Genomic DNA, 16,596 nt, shown 5'->3' with positions numbered 1-16,596 from the left:
TAGAGGTAAATGTAAGCAGTGTCAACACTTGCTAGATTTGTTTCCATGGCAATGTCGAACACGTCGTATCACCACGGCGATCTACCCAGCGCGCTCGTGCGCGCTGCCGTGGAGCTCCTCGAGGAGGATGGCGCGGCAGACCTCTCGCTGCGGGCGGCCGCCCGCCGTGCCGGGGTGTCCACGGCCGCGCCGTACCGCCATTTCGCCGATCGCGACGCACTGCTGTCGGCCGTCGCCGCGGTGGGCTTTCGTGAGCTGGCCGAACAGCTGGTCGCCGCGAGCGCGGAGCCGAGCACGCCCGAGGATCTCGCGACCATCGCTGTGGCCTATGTTCGATTCGCCTTGGCGCGGCCCGCGTTGTTCCGGGTCATGTTCTCGGACCCGTGCGATCCGACCAGTCCCGAACGCGTGGCCGCGACCACGGCGATCCACGACTACGTCCAGGCGATCGTGCGGAGGATCTATCCCACCGCCGACGAGGAATCGCTGACCAACGCGATGTGGGCTCTGGTGCACGGTCTCGCGTTCCTCTATCTGCAGGGCAAGTTCGATGCCGCCGCCGACGCGGAACTCGAAAGTCGTATCCGCGGTACGGTGTTCGCGATCGTCGAACTCCCGACGCTGCCGTCCGCGCACGGCTGAGCACCGCCGCCGAGCGCTCAGCGCGGATGCGGACAGCCGTGTTGCGGTGAGGAACCAAGCGCTGCGCGACGGTGAATCGGCGCCGCGCCCCGGTGTTCACCCGATCTCAGCGGGCACCCACCTTCTTCATGCCCGCGAGCACGGTGGTCAGAGTGGTCGCCCATGCGCTCCGTGACAGACCTGCCGGTGCGTCGAAGCCGAGGAGGCGCTGGTATGCGATCGTCTGCGGCTCGGTGTATTTCAGCATGCCGTCGGCGCCGTGCCTGCGGCCGAGCCCGGAATCGCCCATGCCGCCCATCGGCGAATCGACGCTGCCCCACGCCGCGGCGTAGGCATCGTTGACGTTGACCGTACCCGCGCGCACCCGGGCCGCAACGGCCCGGCCGCGGGCGCCGTCGCGGGTCCAGACGCTGGCATTGAGACCGTAGGCGGTGGCGTTGGCCCGCACGACGGCCTCGTCGATATCGGCGAAGGAGTAGATCGACACCACCGGCCCGAACGTTTCGTGGTCGTAGAGCGTCATTTCCGGGGTGACATCGGCGAGGATGGTCGGTTCGTAGAACAGCGGCCCGAGATCGGGTCGCGCCCGGCCACCGGCCAGCACAGTGGCGCCCTTGGCGACCGCGTCCTCGACGTGCGCGGTGACGGTATCGAGCTGGGACCGGTTGGTCAGGCAGCCGACGTCGGTGCTGTAGTCGTAGGCGGCACCGATGTTCATCGCCTTCGTCCGCTCGACGAACGCGGCCACGAACTCGTCGCGGATCGCCTCGGCCACATACATCCGTTCGATCGACACGCACAGCTGCCCGGTCGAGGAGAAGCACGCGGACACCGCACCGTCGGCGGCACGATCGATATCGGCGTCGTCGAGGACGATCATCGGGTTCTTGCCGCCGAGTTCGAGAGAAGCGCCGATGAGACGTTCGCCCGCGTCGCGGGCGATCCGGCGACCGCTGGCGGTGGACCCGGTGAACATCAGGTAGTCGGCGTTGTCCATCAGCGACGTGCCGATCGAGCTGCCACGGCCGACCACCATCTGCCACACCCCGCTCGGCAGACCCGCCTCGTGCATCAGATCCAGGGCCCACAGCGCGGTGAGCGCGGTCTGGGTGTCGGGCTTCTGCACCACCGCGTTGCCGGCCAACAGCGCCGCAATCGCGTCTCCGGCCCCCATACTCAGCGGATAGTTCCACGGCGAGATCACCGCGACGACACCCTTCGGATGGTGCAGCTCGGTGGTGTGGGTCAGGATCGGTATGGCGCCCCGGCGACGCTTGGGAGCGAGCAGCCGTGCGGCGCTGCGGGCGTAGTACCTGGTGGCGATCGCGATGTCGGTGACTTCCAGGAACGCGTCGCTACGAGTCTTACCGTTCTCGGCCTGGATGAGGTCGAGAACCTCGGCCTGACGTTGCAGTAGCAGGTCGTGGAACCGCAGCAGGATCGCCTTGCGCCTGGCCACCGGCATTGCGGCCCACGAGGTTTGGGCCGTGCGGGCACGCGCGAACGCCGCCTCGACGTCCTCGGGAGTCGAGACGGGCAGCGTGGCCAGCGGGTTGCCGGTATAGGGGACCGTGGTCGTCACCTGTGTGGCGTCCGGACCTGCCGCGATCCGTGCGGTCAACCGGTTGATCTGGGCCGGGGACAGGGAAGGCGGCAGGCCCTCGGTTCGGGTGGCGTGGTCGACAGACATGAAAGCTCCATGGTTTCGGATTCAGTGCAGTGCCGCGCGCAGGGTGTCCTGCGCCAGCTTGATGGCGGCGTCGGCCGCGTGCGTCGAGCGCATCGAATTGATCATCACGAAGTCGTGGATGATGCCGCCGAAGCGCACCTGGGTGACCGGCACCCCGGCCGCCCTGAGCTTGGCCGCGTAGGCCTCGCCCTCGTCACGCAGGACGTCGGCTTCCCCGGTGATCACCAGCGCGGGTGGCAGGCCCGTGAGCTGATCGACCGAAGCGCGCAGCGGTGACGCGTAGATCTCGGCACGCTGGGCGTCGTTGTCGGTGTACTGGTCCCAGAACCAGCGCATGCCGTCGCGGGCGAGAAAGTAGTGCTCGGCGAACTGGTGGTAGGACGCGGTGTCGAAATCGGCGTTGGTGACCGGATAGAACAGCACCTGCTGCGAGATCCGCACATCGCCGCGGTCCTTGGCCATCAAGGTGAGTACAGCGGCCATATTGCCGCCCACCGAATCGCCCACGGCCGCGAAACGCGTAGCGTCGAGACCCCTTTCAGCACCGTGTGCGAACACCCATTGTGCGGCGGCGTAGTTCTGTTCGATCGCCGTCGGATATTTCGCTTCCGGCGACAGGTCGTACTCCGGGAACACCACGGCGGCATCGGCGCCGACCGCGAGTTCGCGGACCAGCCGATCGTGGGTGTGCGCGTTGCCGAATACCCAGCCCGCACCGTGGATATAGAAGATCACCGGAAGCGTGCCGGTGGCGCCCGCCGGTTTGACGATGCGGACTTTCACCGAGCCGGTCGGCCCGCCCTCGACGGTGATCCATTCCTCGTCGATGGCGGGCTTGTCGATGTCACCCGATTGGACCTCGTCGACCGCTTTGCGACCCTGCTCCGGTGGCAACTGGAAAAGGAACGGCGGGGTATCGGTGGCTGTGGCGAACTCCGCTGCCTCAGGCTCGAGAACCGGCTTGATTTCGGTCATCACGATCTCCTTCTGGTCGGGTGTTCATTCAGGCGATGTGCTGTCCTATGCCCTTGTCGGGACCGAAGTCGGAACCGGCATGTGCAAAGCGTTCTGGCCTTCGCTCATCACGTCCAGGCGCAGAGTCTTGATCGGCGCGAGTGATCGAAGATCTCGCGAGAGGCGGCCGTGCCCCATCGTCAGCGTGACGTCACGGGGCATCGTCGTGCTGCCGGCCGACAGGACGTTGGTCTGGCTCAGTGTCGAGTGCCAGCCGCCCTTGATCGAGGTGTAGGAGGTGAGCGTCGACACCCGCTCACCGCTGGGATATGCGGTCTGGGCAGGTGTGGCCACCGACAAGGTCAGATCTGTTGCGCCGCTGTCGTCGAGGACCCGGCCGGTGGTCCGGGCGCCATCGACCTCGAAGTCGATCTCGGTGACCCATTTGGGGAAGCCGTAGCCGTCGTGCCCACGGACCCGGGCGATCTCGGTGCTCACCGGCAGCGACAGCACATAGGAATCCAGGCGGTCGCTGTCGAGGCCGGTGAGCAGGTCGGCGAGACCGAGCTTGCCGTGTCTGGCCGGTCGGACCGCGATGCCCACGGCGGCCTCGGTATAGAAGTCGATATCGCAGACGTCGTAACGGAAGAACATGACCGAGACCACGCCGAATCCGGGGAACACTTCCAGCGGCGCCAGCTCAGCGGGCAGCCGGGAACGGATCGCGCGCGAACGGGCCAGCATCGTGAGCCTGGCACTGGACATCCGGTAGTAGAAATTCGGCGTGTAGGTTTCGCCGATCAGTGAGTCGACCTTGGTTTTAGGGAGTTCCCGGAAAAAGTCGACACCGCTGACCCGGGAATCGCGCGCTATCTCGTCCAGATCGGGATTCATGCGATATCTGTCGTAGAGACCGTCTTCCGGCACGGTGACTGTACGGCCACCGAGATCTACCTGGACCGTGCTCTGTTGAGTCGTTGACATCGGCGCAGCTCCCTTTGTTTGCTTTCGAGGCGATCCCGACGCTAACCATCAATGTAAGCACTGTCAACACTGGTGTGGCGTGACCGTCACGCGGTCAGGCCAACGACCACGCGGCGCCGACGTCGGTGATGAGTCGGTCGGCGAGCTCTTCGGAGGATTGCGGGTTCTGTCCGGTGTAGAGGTTTCCGTCGACCACGATGTGTGGCCGTAAGGGGATGAGCGCCTTCGAATAGTCGACGCCCAGTTCTTTGAGCATGTCCTCGAGCAGCCATGGTGCCTTCCAGGCGAACCGGTTGAGCAGCTCTTCCCGATTGGACAGCCCGGTCATCCGGCGACCGGCGAACGGATTCTTTCCGTCGGGTCCGGTCGCCGCCGTGATCGCCGCGGGAGCGTGGCAGAGCAGGGCCAAGGGCTTGCCAGAGGCCAACCGGGCGGCGAGCAGCGCGCCGGAGGTCTCGTCGTAGGCCAGATCTTCCATCGGGCCGTGACCGCCCGGGTAGAAGACGACGTCGAAAGAATCGGAGTCGACAGTGTCGAGCGGGACCGGTGTGGCGAGCGCATCCTGAATGCTGTCGAGGTAGTGCTCGATGTCGCGGCGCTTGCCCGGCATTCCGCCGGAGATGCCGAGGCTGAGCCGGTCGAGCGTGGGTTTCTTGCCGCCCGGGGTCGCGATGGTGATGTCCCATCCGGCTTCGGTAAAAGCGCGGTGCGGAAAAGCGACCTCTTCGGCCCAATAGCCGGACGGGTGCACTGTGCCGTCTTTCAATGTCCAGCGATCCGCGGCCGTGATGACCATCAGCACTTTCGTCACAACATGTTCCTCCTGGGTGCGGTCGTACTCTCGACAGAGGGGATGCCAGGCGGCCGGAACGGCAGAAGAGTCCGTAGACCCGCAGCCAATGTTTTCGCTGCTAACATTAGCCTCGGGGTTGCCCGCCGTCAACGACCCGATGGGCGTATCGGACGAACGAAGGAGTGCATCAGTGAGCAGGTCGAGTAGTCGGCATTCGGGTGGTATCGGGCCGAAGGCGATATCGCCGATCGTCTTGATCGCGCCGGCCATGGCCATCGGTTCGCGCTTCTACGCCCCGCTCGTCGCAGCATTCGCCGACCTCGGCTGGAGCGCGCGGGCGCTGCCTCGGCGGGGCTTCGAACAGGGCACGCCGCAGGCATCGCGGCACAACAACTGGTCCTACCGGGACGAGATCGACACCATCGCGTACGCGGTGGCCGAGGCCCGCAGGGAAGACCCCGCCCGGCCGGTCGTCGTCCTCGGACACAGCCTCGGCGCCCAACTCGCCGCGGGCCACGAGCTCAACCACCCCGGCGCCGATGGCATGGTGACCGTCGGCGGCAGCCTGCCATACCACCGGCATTTTCCGAATTTCGGCCTGCCCGTGGCGATCATGGCTTCGCTCGTGCCGGTCATCACGGCGGTCTTCGGTTATCTGCCCAAGCCCGCCTTCGGCGCACCTGGAGCACGCACGCAAATGCGCGAGTGGGCCGCCATGGTCCTGACCGGGCGGCCTCCCTTCCCTGCGCTGGACACAATCAATACACCGACGCTGGTGATCGCCCTCGAAGACGACGCACTGGCACCGCGACGCGGTATCGAGGCTTTCGCCCGCCGGCTGTTCACCCCGGGCAGGGTCACTCGATGGGACTACCGCACCGCGGACGTACCGGCTGGTGCGTCCAACGACCACATCAAGTGGGTGCGGACACCAGGGCCGGTGGTCGACCGGATCGCCACGTGGTGGCACCAGGTGTCGACGACAGCGAGTCATTCGAGCGTGGCCGGCGTGACGGAGTGATCCGGGGCGCATGAGCATTCGCGAAGGGCGTTGTCCGAGTAGGTAACTCGCACGGGATCAGATGATGCGGTCCGGTGTGATCCTCGGTGCGCGCCCCAGCAATTCGGGGCGTGCGCGCCGCGAGGACACACGGCACGGTGGAGCTATGAACAAGCTCGCGGCGTCGTCCGCACTCGCTCTCTTCCTGCTCGCGTCCGCCGTCGGCGCGGGTTCCGCGCACGCCCAGCAGCCGGTGGCGGACACCGGCTCGTCGAGTCTGGACGTGCTCTGCAGCCCGGTCGGTGGCCTGCTGGTCGTGGTGGGCAGCGCCGAGAATCGGTACGGCCCGCTGCTCGGGATGGTCTGTCTCAACCGATGATCAGGGCGGCGTGAGCTCGGTGACCGTTCCGAGGAAACTGGTGACGTACAGGGCGTTCGGATCCCAGCCGGGTCCGGACCCGAACCGTGCCGACGACGACAACGGCAGACCGTCGGCGATCGCGCAGGTCCGGCCGGTGTCCACATCGACCTGCTGAACTGCTCCGGCCACGTTGAGGGTCACGTACGCCTTGCCGTCCGGGCCGACGGTCAGATCGTCGGCCGAGTTCAGTGGCCCGACACCGGGAATCACGGCCTGGCGTGGTGGGCTGTCGGGATCGGCGTAGTCGACGGCGGCGATGACCGATGTGGGGTTGAACGTCGTCGAGACGATGAGCCGATTGCGGTGCGGGTCGAACGCGAGGCCGTTGGTGGAGCTCAGTGACGGTGCGTAGGGTGTCGCGATGTTGTCAGAGGTGACCCGAGTCAAGGTGCCCGCGCCGATGTCTCTGCTGACGACGAAGTCGCCGTTCGGTAACTGCGCCAACCCGTTCGGCATCGTCAGACCGGTGGCCACCGTCTGCACGGTGCCGCTGTCGAGGTGCAGGGCCTGAATCGTCCCGTCGGCGCGGTCGGTGAGGGCGGCGGTGACGCTGTTGCCCGTCGTGAAATACGCGGTGTCGCCGGCGGTCAGGATCGACCCGGGACCCTCCACGTCGCTCACCGCGACAGATCGCGAGCCGTCGGCACCGAGGCGTTGCAGGGTGCCGGACGATCCGGTGGCGGATTGCTCTGCCAGCAGCAGATTTCCGCGACCGTCGAACCCCAGGTTCTCGAGTATTCCGTACCCCGCCGCGACGGTGTGCCGAGTCCATTGCGCGCACGAAACCGGTTCGGCGGAAGCGGTCTGCGCGGCGGGAAGGGTGGAGGCTGTCGCGGTGATCGCTATCGCGGCGAGTGCGCGAGACAGGATGGGGGAGAGGGGCATGGGGTTCCTCGGGTCCGGGCCGGCAGCTCTGCCGTTGTCGGAGGCGGTGTTGTCGACGAGATCGGGCCAAGCCTAGGGCGGGAGTCGTGGAACTCGCACCGAAACAACGGATCGGCCGCGGACGTCGGCGAAAGCCTCCGTGGGGTGATGAAGTCGGAGCTGTGGTCGGCGGGCCACGTCCGCAGCGTCAGAGGTCGCCCGCTTCGAGGATGGTCAGCAATTGGTCGGCCGCGTGGCGCGCTCGGTGGGTGATCTCTTCGGTGTCGGGCTGCGCTCCGCCGAGTAACACCTGGTCGAAGAGCCTGGCCTTCAGCAGTCCGCCGAACACCGCGGCCGCCTCGTACTTGTCGGTGATTCGCCAGCCCTGCCGCTCACGCCACCGGTCCAGATAGGACGCGAAGATCAGGCCGCTACGGCCGAGGACTTCCCGCCGGTAGATGCGCCCGAGTTCGGGAAAACGATCCGCGTCGTGAGCGACCACCCGGTAGAGCGCGAGCTGCTCGTCGGAAAGGGCATGGCGAAGGTACTCCTCGCCCGCGCGAACCAAGCCGACTTCGGGCGGATCGGTGTACCAGGCGGGGTCTCGGGTGGTGTCGCTGTCGGGTGCGCACAGACCCGCGATGACGGCGGTGAAGAGCTCGTCCTTCGTCTCGAAGTGGCGGTAGAGGGTCTTGATCGAGACGCCGGCCTCGTCGGCGATCTTGTTGACCGAGCTCGCGGCGTATCCCTCGTCGAGGAAGGCCGTGCGCGCGGCCGCGACGATCTGGGCACGCTTGCGCGCCATGAGCCCGGCCTTGGGATCGTCTGTCGCCCAAGTTCTGACCATGTGTCCGCCTTCCGTCTTGACCGACCTTACGACAGTAGTTACTGTCGTTTCAAACAACAGTAACTACTGTCGTGAGGGTGGGTCGCCCGAGTGGGCGATCGCGATCTCGAACGACCACACAGAGGCGGGGCTCGGAACATGAAACTGGTGGTCTTCGGTTCGACCGGTATGGGCGGCAGCGCTGTTGTCGCGAAAGCGCTCGAACGCGGGCACAACGTGACAGTCCTCGCGCGCTCCACGACAAGCGCCGACAAAGCGCCCCACGGCGTTCGCGTCGTGCGCGGCGATGCGCTGGATCCGGCGGCGGTCGAGCGCGCGCTGGACGGCACCGACGCCGTGATCCAGTACCTGGGGGTCGGCGGGCTCGGCGACGGTAAACCCAATGACCTCGTCCCCGACGCCACACGCGTGATCATCGAGAAGATGCGCGCGCACGGCGTCGAACGACTCGTGTGCGCGAGCAACATGGGACTACCCGGTTCCGGTGCCTTCCTTTTCCGTCGCGTCCTGGTGCCGCTGTTCGCGCGCCGCCTGCCGCCCATTCTCGATGCCAAAGTGGCGATGGAAGCCCAGCTCGCAGTCAGTGAGCTGGCCTGGACAGCCGTTCGCCTCCCGGCTCTGAAGGCGGTGGCAGACAAGGGAACCGTCAAGGCCGACCCGAGCGGGCGAGCGACGGGCTACTCCATCACCTGCGGCGATGCCGCCGACTTCATGCTCGACATCATCGAGCAGCGCCAACACCTGCGCACAGCGGTCGGCGTCTCCAACTGACAGCTCACAATCCTGGCCGACCTCGAGTCTCGCGGCTGTTCCGTCCCTGGCCGTTGGAGATCCGGGGCCTGGTGCGCCGCTCGATCAGCGGCCCCGATGCGGTCCTCACCCTGGAGGGGAGGGTGAGGCCCGTGTCGGTCGACGCGGCACCCGCGCGCAGGCCGAGGTGCGCGGGCCGCCAGATCTCACACCACCCGCCGATTGCCCACGTACACCCGGCCGTCGAAACGGCGAAGAGGACTGCCGAAGTCGAGTGACCAGAGCGGATTCGAGTGCTCGCCGGCCGGGATCGCGGTCACCGTTCCCTGACCGCCTCGCGGAACGGCCACGACTCGGGTGCCGCGAAAACCTCTCCTGGACGCAACATCAGTCCCTCCTCCGGCGACGAGGTTACCGACAGTTCCCCACGGAGCCGGAGCAACCCGAGCCGGGGTCCGGCCCAGAATGCGCAGCGCGGTCCAGCGTTGATAGTCGGTCCATGACGCGTGATCTCTGGTGCGGCCGCAGTTGCAGCGCTGCCGGAACGATCAAACGATGCGCAAACGATGCATTTTTGCTCGATCGGTGTCACAATCGATGGGTGGATGCCGAACGAGTAGCAATCGCGCTTCGACCTTGTGAACCCGCAACCGGTGATGACGGATCCGCGCGGTTCGCCGACTGGCTCGCGCGCACACAGATCTCGGTCCGCGGTCATGTCGACGAGTTCGTCCGCGCGCGTTGCCGGGCAGAACTCGACCCGGCGGGATTCTCGTTCCCAGGCCGGTTGATGATCGATTTCGCGTCGGGCGGCAAGTGCGTACGGTCGGTGTTCGTCTATCTCGGCTGGCTGTGCGGCGGCGCAGGGGAATCCGAAGCCGCCCTGCGTGCGGCCGCCGGCGCGGAGCTCCTGCACGCGTTCGCGCTGGTGCAAGACGACGTGATGGACGAGTCGACTGTCCGGCGCGGACAGCGGTCCGCTCACCTCCGGCTCGCCGCATGGCACCGCGATCAGGGATTGTCGGGCTCGCCGGCCCGATTCGGCGAGTCCGCGGCGATCCTCATGGCCGACCTGTTCCTGGTGTGGGCTGAGCGCATGGTGCGCGAGAGCGGCTTGCCTGCCGCCGCGCTGGATCGGGCATGGCCGCGCTACGACGCGATGCGCAGCGAACTGGCGGTAGGTCAGCTCGCGGATCTGACCAACGACGCGAACCGGCTCCCGAGCGTGGGCGAGGTGATGGATATCGCGCGGCGCAAGTCCGGCAACTACACAGTGCGGCGCCCACTCGAATTGGGTGCGGCGATGGCCGGCTGCGACGAGACGGTGATGCGCGTTCTCGGCGAATACGGCGACGTGATCGGGGAAGCGTTCCAGCTCCGTGACGACCTTCTCGGCATCTTCGGCGACCCGTCGACTACCGGAAAACCCACCGGAGACGATGTCCGGGAACGCAAGGCGACCACCGTGATCGCGCTGGCCGATCAGCTCGCCGAGCCGTCGGATCGCGCCCGGCTACGAGATCTGTGGCGGGCCGAGTTCATCGACGAGCAGGCCGTAGCGCTCGCCCAGACCGTGATCATCGACAGCGGCGCACGCCGGCGTGCCGAGCAGATGATCGGCGAGCGCGTCGAGCACGCACGCCGGCTCCTCCAGAGCGCCGACCTCGAACCATCGGTGGCCGACGCGCTGCAGCGAATGGCGCTGTTGTGCACGCACCGCTCGCACTGACCGGCGAACCCGCCGCCCCACCGAAAGGAAGCAATGCGCACGATATCGGGAACAACCGATGAGGTGGTCGTCGTCGGGGCCGGTCTGGCAGGACTGGCCGCCGCGTTGCACCTGGCAGGACGCGGACGCAGCGTCACGGTGGTGGAGCGCGATACGGTCCCCGGTGGCCGGGCCGGACGGCGCGACGTCGACGGCTATCTGCTCGACACCGGACCGTCGGTGCTCACCATGCCCGACATCGTCGCCGACACCCTCGCCGCGGTCGGTGACAGTCTCGAGTCCCGGTTGGAGCTGTTGCCCGTCGCCCCGGCCTATCGCGCGCACTTCGCCGACGGCACCGCGCTGGATGTCCACAGCGACGCCTCGGCCATGGAGGAATCGGTCCTGGCGTTCGCCGGACCGAAAGAGGTCGAGGGATATCGCCGGCTGCGTTCGTGGTTGAGCGAGCTGTACCAGGTCGAATTCGAACGGTTCATCGCCGCGAATGTCGACTCTCCGCTCGGGCTGCTGACGCCGGCGTTCGCGCGGTTGATCGCGTTGGGCGGATTCCGGCGCCTCGACAGGGCCATCGGATCGTTCCTGACCGATGAGCGGCTGCGCCGCGTCTTCACCTTCCAATCGCTCTACGCGGGCGTTTCGCCACAACGCGCACTGGCGCTGTACGCGGTGATTTCCTACATGGACACCGTGGGCGGGGTCTCCTTTCCGCGCGGCGGCATGCGCGCACTACCCGACGCCCTGGCCGCCGCCGCTGTCGATGCCGGTGTGACGTTCTGTTACGGCGAGACAGTCAACGATCTGGAGCGGCGTGGATCCCGGATCACCGCGGTACTCACCGAGCGTGGCCGCCGAATCCCTTGCGACGCTGTCGTTCTGGCGACCGAACTTCCCACCGCCTACGAGCTGCTCGACCGTGTCCCGCGTCGGCCGAGCAGTTGGCGCCCGGCGCCGTCCGCGGTCGTCATGCACGTCGGTGTCCCCGAATCGGTGCCGACCGCCCATCACAACCTTGTCTTCGGCGCCGCGTGGGAGCAGACCTTCGACGAACTGATCGGTGCCGGAAAAGTGATGACCGACCCGTCGTTGCTGGTGACCCGCCCGACCGCGACCGACGCCACCCTGGCCCCACCCGGCCACGACTTGTTCACTGTTCTCGCCCCGGTGCCCAACCTCTACCGCAGCGGTGACCTCGACTGGGATCGCCGTGCCACCGCCTATGGCGAGGAGCTGGCCGCGATAGTCGAGAACCGGTTGGTTCCGGGTTTCGTCAGCGATGCCCGGGTCGTGCATCTGGACACGCCCGCCGACTGGCAGCGGCAGGGCCTGCTGGCCGGAACCCCGTTCTCGCTCGCGCACACCTTCGCTCAAACCGGTCCCTTTCGCCCCGCGAACCTGCCGCGCGGTGTGAGCAATGCGGTGCTGGCCGGCTGCGGCACCGTACCCGGCGTGGGCGTACCGACGGCACTGCTGTCGGGCCGCCTCGCCGCCGACCGCGTCACCGGCACGGTGTCCGCGTCGCGGGCTTCGACCTCGACCTCGATCGGAGGCGATCGACGATGATTCGCACGGAACTCGACGCGGCCGGTATCCGCGATGCTCGATTGCGCGAGGCGTACCAGCGCTGCCGGGAACTCAACGCGCGCCATGGCCGCACCTTCTTCCTCGCCACCCGGCTGCTCGCGCCCGCCCAGCGCCCGGCGATCCACGCTCTCTACGGCTTCGCCCGGTGGGCCGACGACATCGTCGACGAACCGCTGACCGACGATGCAGCGGGCACTCCGGCGCAACGGCTGGACGCGGTGACGAGGGACCTGCACGACAGCCTTTCCGGTGCCCCGGTCGACGACCCGATTTTCGCCGCGCTGGCCGATACCGTCGCCAGATACGAGATCGACCACGTCCTGTTCGACGAATTCCTCGACTCGATGCGCATGGATCTGACTGTCACCGACTACCCCGACCGGGCCGCGCTCGACCGCTATGTGCGCGGTTCGGCCGACGTGATCGGTTTGCAGGTACTGCCGGTGCTCGGCACCGTCGGCGAACGAGCCGATGCTGCCCCCTACGCGGCTGCGCTGGGAAAAGCGTTTCAGCTCACCAACTTCCTGCGCGATATCGCCGAGGACCTCGACCGCGGCCGGGTGTACCTACCGGCCGACGAGCTGGCTGCCCATGATGTGGACCGCACCAGGTTGCAGTGGTGTCGTTCTCGCCGACGCACCGACGCGAAGGTCCGGTCAGCGCTGGCCGAGCAACACGCGATCGCGCGCGACTGGTATCGGTACGCCGACAGTGGAATAGCGCAACTACACCCGGTGTCGCGACCCTGTGTGGCCACCGCGGCGGTGCTGTACTCGGAAATTCTCGACCGCATCGAGGAGAGCGAGTTCGCGGTGTTCACTGCGCGTGCCACCGTGGGCAACGCGCGCCGCACCCGCGTTGCCGGTTCGGCGTTGGCTCGTGCGCTGTGGGCGCGGCGAGGCAGCCGCGCTCGCGCGCTGACGAACGCGGCAGGCTGATCGTCAGCTGGACGGCACCGCGCCGTCGGCGGGGTCGTGTTCGGCGGTGCCGGTGATGTTGCGGACCATGCCGCCGAACACGGCGTTGTGAAACGGCGTGATCGCTTTCCAGTAGAGGTGGCCGGCGAGACCGTGCGGCTGGAAGATGGCCCGCTGCCGATAGCGGGAGCCGCCGGTCGGGTCCGGTTCCACACCCAGTTCGAGCCACGCCAGTCCCGGGAGCTGCATCTCGGCGCGCAGCCGCAGGAGATGGGGCCGGTCGATGTATTCGACGCGCCACCAGTCCAAGGCTTCGCCCGAGTGCAGGTGGCGGGGGTTCTTGCGGCCGCGGCGTAACCCGACACCGCCGGTGACACGGTCGATCCAGCCGCGCAGCGACCAGGCGAGAGGGAAGGAGTACCAGCCGTTCTCGCCGCCGATGGCTTCGATCACCGCCCACACGGTTTCGGGGTCGGCGTCGGTGTGCTGCTCACGAAGGTCCTCGTAGAGTGAGCCGCCCGACCACGCGGGGTCGGTGGGCAGCGGATCCGAGGGTGCGCCGAATGTGCTGGCATCGGACCAGCGGGTGGGTACGTCGGCATGGCGAATACGGGTCAGCGCCAGTTCCACGGCTCGCGCGTAGCGGGTGAGACCTTCGGCGGGATCCGGGATGTGGGTGGCGATATCGTGCTCGCCGCACACGACTTCGTGCACGAGCGACTCGATGAGCGGCACGGCCAGCGCTCGTGGCACAGGGGTCACGAGGTTGACCCACTGCGCCGACAGCCACGGCGTGAGCACCGGAACCGGCAGCACCACACGACGAGTGAGCCCGGCTACCACAGCGTATTCGCGCATCATGGTCAAGTAGGTCATGACGTCGGGCCCGCCGATATCGAACGAGCGATTGACGTCGGCGGGCAACTCCGCGGCCTGCACCAGGTAGTAGAGGACATCCCGAACGGCGATGGGCTGGATCCGGTTGTGCACCCATCGCGGGGTGATCATCGCGGGCAGGCGTTCGGACAGGTATCGCAGCATCTCGAAACTGGCCGAACCGGATCCGATGATCACCGCGGCGCGCAGTTCCGCTGTGGGAACGCCGGATTCGCGCAGAATTTCGCCGACCTCGGCGCGGGAGGCGAGATGGCGTGACAGCGTCGCGTGCTCGGGGATGATGCCGCCGAGATAGACGATGCGGCGGACACCGGCCGAGTTCGACGCGGCCGCGACGAGCCGCGCAGCCTCGCGATCGATGTCGGAGAAGTCGTCCCGGGCCAACGAGTGCACCAGGTAGTAGACGACCTCCTGGTCGGCGACGGCGGCGCGCACCTCGTCATCGTCGGTGACATCGCCACGGACGATCTCGACCTGTTCCCGCCAGGGAACCTCTGCCAACTTCTCTGGGGTCCGGGCCACCACCCGGACCTGATGGCCGGCCTGGATCAGCTCGGGCACCAGACGTCCACCGATGTAGCCGGTCGCGCCGAACACCACACACCGCATGCTCATCACCCGTTCCCTGTGCTCGTCATCGGCATTGTTCGATGCATAAATGATTCATCATATCGGGATGGTGATCGTTGTGCGAGCTGTTGCCGTGCGCTGACCCGCGCGGACTATCCCCAGTCGCGTCGTGTCGCGGGCATCTCGGCGTTGCCTGTCGCTTCGGGCACCACGCCGAGGACCTGGTGAATCCCGAGTCCGCCGTCCTCGAAGCCCAGCGCGGAGGCAGCCATGTACAGCCGCCAGATTCGGGCTCGCCCATCGCCGACGAGCGAAACCGCCTGTGCCCACTCGTTTTCCAGATTCGCGACCCATTGGCGGAGGGTGCGTTCGTAGTGCTCGCGCAGGGCTTCGACGTCACGGACCTCGAATCCGGCGCGTTGCATGGCGAGCACGACCTCGCCCACATCGACGAGTTCGCCGTCCGGGAAGACGTAGCGCCCGATGAAGGAACGATTGCGCATGACGGATCCGCCCGGCGAGGAAATGGCGTGGTTGAGCAGCCGTCCGCGCGGGTGCAGCAGTGCGCGCAGAGTGTCGAAGTATTCGGCGGCGCGCCCGGAGCCGACGTGCTCGAACATGCCGATCGAGGAGATGGCGTCGAACTGCTCGCCGCGCAGGTCCCGATAGTCGGCAAGCCTGATCTCGACGCTGTCCGACAACCCCGCCTCGGCGACGCGTTTGCGGGCGAGCTCGACCTGAGCGCTGCTGATGGTGACGCCGACGACCTGCGCGCCGTAGGTCGACGCCGCGTGGATCGCCATGGATCCCCAGCCGCAGCCCACGTCGAGCAGGCGCATACCCGACTGCTCGGCCAGGCCCAATTTGCGGCAGATCAGGTCGTGTTTGGCTCGTTGGGCGGCCTCGAGCGAGCCGTCGTCGTCCGGCACGAACCGCGCGCAGGAGTAGGTCATGCTCGGTCCGAGCACCAGCCGGTAGAAGTCGTTGCTGACGTCGTAGTGATGGCTGATCGCCGCCGCATCGCGCCGCTTGGTGTGCAGGGGTCCACGCTGCGGACGGGCTTCCTCCGGCGGCGGTTCCAGGCGGCGACCGAGCGCCCCGAGCTGGCGCGCCGCGCCGATGGCCTGCCATGTCGCCCCGAGACCGAGGCGGGCATCGTTCGGCGCGGTCGACTGGAGTGCTCGCAGCATCGTGAAGATATCGCCGTCGAGATCCACCGCGCCCGAGACGAAAGCACGCGCCAAGCCGAGCTCGCCCGGCGCCCAGACCAGGTGACGTAGCGCGTCCTCGGAGCGCACGCGCATCGTGCCGGGACTCTCCCCGTCGGGATGGATCGTGCTGCCGTCCCAGAACTCGAACCCCACCGCGGGGCGGGGGCCCAGCGTGGCTCGCAGCAGGGGTTGGAACGCGGTAGCGATCGTGGACTGGTTACCCATCCGACCACTATGGCCCGCTTCGCGCCGCCGCTGTGGCAACGACGCGGCGCCATCCGTCCCAGATCAGGGAACTCGGGTGAACAGCTCGTAGCTGTGGCCGTCGGGGTCGCGAACATAGACCCCGCGTCCACCTGCCAGGTGATTGACCTGCCGGTCCCATCCGTGTTCGGGCCCTGAGCCGTAATCGACCGCAGGCCACGTAGCCAGCCGCCCCAGCACGGCGTCCAAGGTGTCGTCGTCGACCAGGAAGGCGTAGTGGCCGGGCTCGACTTGCCCACGGTCGTCGAAGTCGAACGTCAGATCGTCGTTGACCCGCACCGGCACGAAGGGCCCGCTGGGTGCTGAGACCGTCAGCCCCATCATCTCGGCGAAAAATGTTGCTGCGGAGCACTTGTCGGTCGCCGGAATGATCGTGTGATGGAGAACGATGGACATCGCCACCTCCTGAGTAGTGGACCCGGAAAGGTCATTTGTATGCGATACGCATACAAATGTACGTGCACATCGCATACAATGTCGAG

General features: G+C 67.1%; 16 protein-coding genes. 7 read left to right on the top strand and 9 right to left on the bottom strand.

What is annotated here, in order from left to right:
• Window positions 1–45 precede the first annotated feature (45 nt).
• Window positions 46–642: a TetR/AcrR family transcriptional regulator gene (locus tag ACWFRF_RS01730; RefSeq protein WP_378989690.1), complete on the top strand. Its 597-nt coding sequence runs from the start codon at window positions 46–48 to the stop codon at window positions 640–642.
• 106 nt (window positions 643–748) lie between these two features.
• Here ACWFRF_RS01730 and ACWFRF_RS01725 read toward each other — a convergent pair whose 3' ends face one another.
• From ACWFRF_RS01725 to ACWFRF_RS01710, 4 genes are all read right to left on the bottom strand, one after another.
• Window positions 749–2,332 carry a succinic semialdehyde dehydrogenase gene (locus ACWFRF_RS01725; RefSeq protein WP_379313644.1) on the bottom strand — a complete coding sequence of 528 codons (1,584 nt, stop codon included), beginning with the start codon at window positions 2,330–2,332 and terminating at the stop codon, window positions 749–751.
• Between the two features lie 21 nt (window positions 2,333–2,353).
• On the bottom strand, window positions 2,354–3,307 hold the full coding sequence (locus ACWFRF_RS01720; RefSeq protein WP_452448487.1) for an alpha/beta hydrolase: 954 nt from the start codon (window positions 3,305–3,307) through the stop codon (window positions 2,354–2,356).
• A gap of 45 nt (window positions 3,308–3,352) precedes the next feature.
• Window positions 3,353–4,270, bottom strand: coding sequence for an acetoacetate decarboxylase family protein (locus ACWFRF_RS01715; protein WP_452448486.1), 918 nt, complete (start codon window positions 4,268–4,270; stop codon window positions 3,353–3,355).
• 94 nt (window positions 4,271–4,364) lie between these two features.
• Window positions 4,365–5,081 (bottom strand): type 1 glutamine amidotransferase domain-containing protein, encoded by a 717-nt coding sequence (locus tag ACWFRF_RS01710; RefSeq protein ID WP_452448485.1) that lies wholly within the window; start codon window positions 5,079–5,081, stop codon window positions 4,365–4,367.
• Window positions 5,082–5,253: 172 nt separating this feature from the next.
• On the opposite strand from ACWFRF_RS01710, the gene ACWFRF_RS01705 reads away from it, so the two are divergent.
• Window positions 5,254–6,084: a serine aminopeptidase domain-containing protein gene (locus tag ACWFRF_RS01705; protein WP_452448484.1), complete on the top strand. Its 831-nt coding sequence runs from the start codon at window positions 5,254–5,256 to the stop codon at window positions 6,082–6,084.
• Between the two features lie 145 nt (window positions 6,085–6,229).
• Window positions 6,230–6,442: a hypothetical protein gene (locus ACWFRF_RS01700; protein ID WP_452448483.1), complete on the top strand. Its 213-nt coding sequence runs from the start codon at window positions 6,230–6,232 to the stop codon at window positions 6,440–6,442.
• Here ACWFRF_RS01700 and ACWFRF_RS01695 read toward each other — a convergent pair whose 3' ends face one another.
• Both ACWFRF_RS01695 and ACWFRF_RS01690 read right to left on the bottom strand, forming a co-directional pair.
• On the bottom strand, window positions 6,443–7,369 hold the full coding sequence (locus tag ACWFRF_RS01695) for an SMP-30/gluconolactonase/LRE family protein (protein ID WP_452448482.1): 927 nt from the start codon (window positions 7,367–7,369) through the stop codon (window positions 6,443–6,445).
• Between the two features lie 187 nt (window positions 7,370–7,556).
• Complete coding sequence (locus ACWFRF_RS01690; protein WP_452448481.1) at window positions 7,557–8,195, bottom strand: TetR/AcrR family transcriptional regulator; 639 nt, start codon at window positions 8,193–8,195, stop codon at window positions 7,557–7,559.
• A gap of 138 nt (window positions 8,196–8,333) precedes the next feature.
• On the opposite strand from ACWFRF_RS01690, the gene ACWFRF_RS01685 reads away from it, so the two are divergent.
• The 4 genes from ACWFRF_RS01685 (at window position 8,334) to ACWFRF_RS01670 (ending at window position 13,193) form a co-directional block, all read left to right on the top strand.
• A complete protein-coding gene (locus ACWFRF_RS01685; protein ID WP_452448480.1) occupies window positions 8,334–8,966 on the top strand; it encodes an NAD(P)-dependent oxidoreductase in 633 nt (210 codons plus the stop codon).
• Window positions 8,967–9,735: 769 nt separating this feature from the next.
• Window positions 9,736–10,674 carry a polyprenyl synthetase family protein gene (locus tag ACWFRF_RS01680; protein WP_452448479.1) on the top strand — a complete coding sequence of 313 codons (939 nt, stop codon included), beginning with the start codon at window positions 9,736–9,738 and terminating at the stop codon, window positions 10,672–10,674.
• A gap of 33 nt (window positions 10,675–10,707) precedes the next feature.
• The gene (crtI, locus tag ACWFRF_RS01675; RefSeq protein ID WP_452448478.1) at window positions 10,708–12,234 is read left to right on the top strand and encodes a phytoene desaturase family protein; all 1,527 of its coding nucleotides are present in this window, start codon (window positions 10,708–10,710) and stop codon (window positions 12,232–12,234) included.
• Entirely contained in the window at window positions 12,231–13,193 is a 963-nt protein-coding gene (locus ACWFRF_RS01670; protein WP_387446902.1) for a phytoene/squalene synthase family protein, read from the top strand. The genes crtI and ACWFRF_RS01670 overlap by 4 nt, the downstream gene beginning before the upstream one ends.
• A 3-nt stretch (window positions 13,194–13,196) precedes the next feature.
• Here the strand turns inward: ACWFRF_RS01670 and ACWFRF_RS01665 are convergent, their stop codons facing one another.
• The 3 genes from ACWFRF_RS01665 to ACWFRF_RS01655 all read right to left on the bottom strand — a co-directional run bounded on the left by ACWFRF_RS01665 (window position 13,197) and on the right by ACWFRF_RS01655 (window position 16,510).
• Window positions 13,197–14,684, bottom strand: a complete 1,488-nt coding sequence (locus ACWFRF_RS01665; protein ID WP_452448477.1) for an SDR family oxidoreductase — start codon at window positions 14,682–14,684, stop codon at window positions 13,197–13,199.
• Window positions 14,685–14,791: 107 nt separating this feature from the next.
• Window positions 14,792–16,075 (bottom strand): class I SAM-dependent methyltransferase, encoded by a 1,284-nt coding sequence (locus ACWFRF_RS01660; protein WP_379315053.1) that lies wholly within the window; start codon window positions 16,073–16,075, stop codon window positions 14,792–14,794.
• A gap of 63 nt (window positions 16,076–16,138) precedes the next feature.
• A complete protein-coding gene (locus ACWFRF_RS01655; protein ID WP_452448476.1) occupies window positions 16,139–16,510 on the bottom strand; it encodes a VOC family protein in 372 nt (123 codons plus the stop codon).
• Between the last annotated feature and the right edge of the window lie 86 nt (window positions 16,511–16,596).

Source organism: Nocardia sp. NPDC055165 (assembly GCF_053606985.1).
Note: the sequence above shows the minus strand (reverse complement) of the source record. Positions and strands in the feature narration are given on the sequence as shown.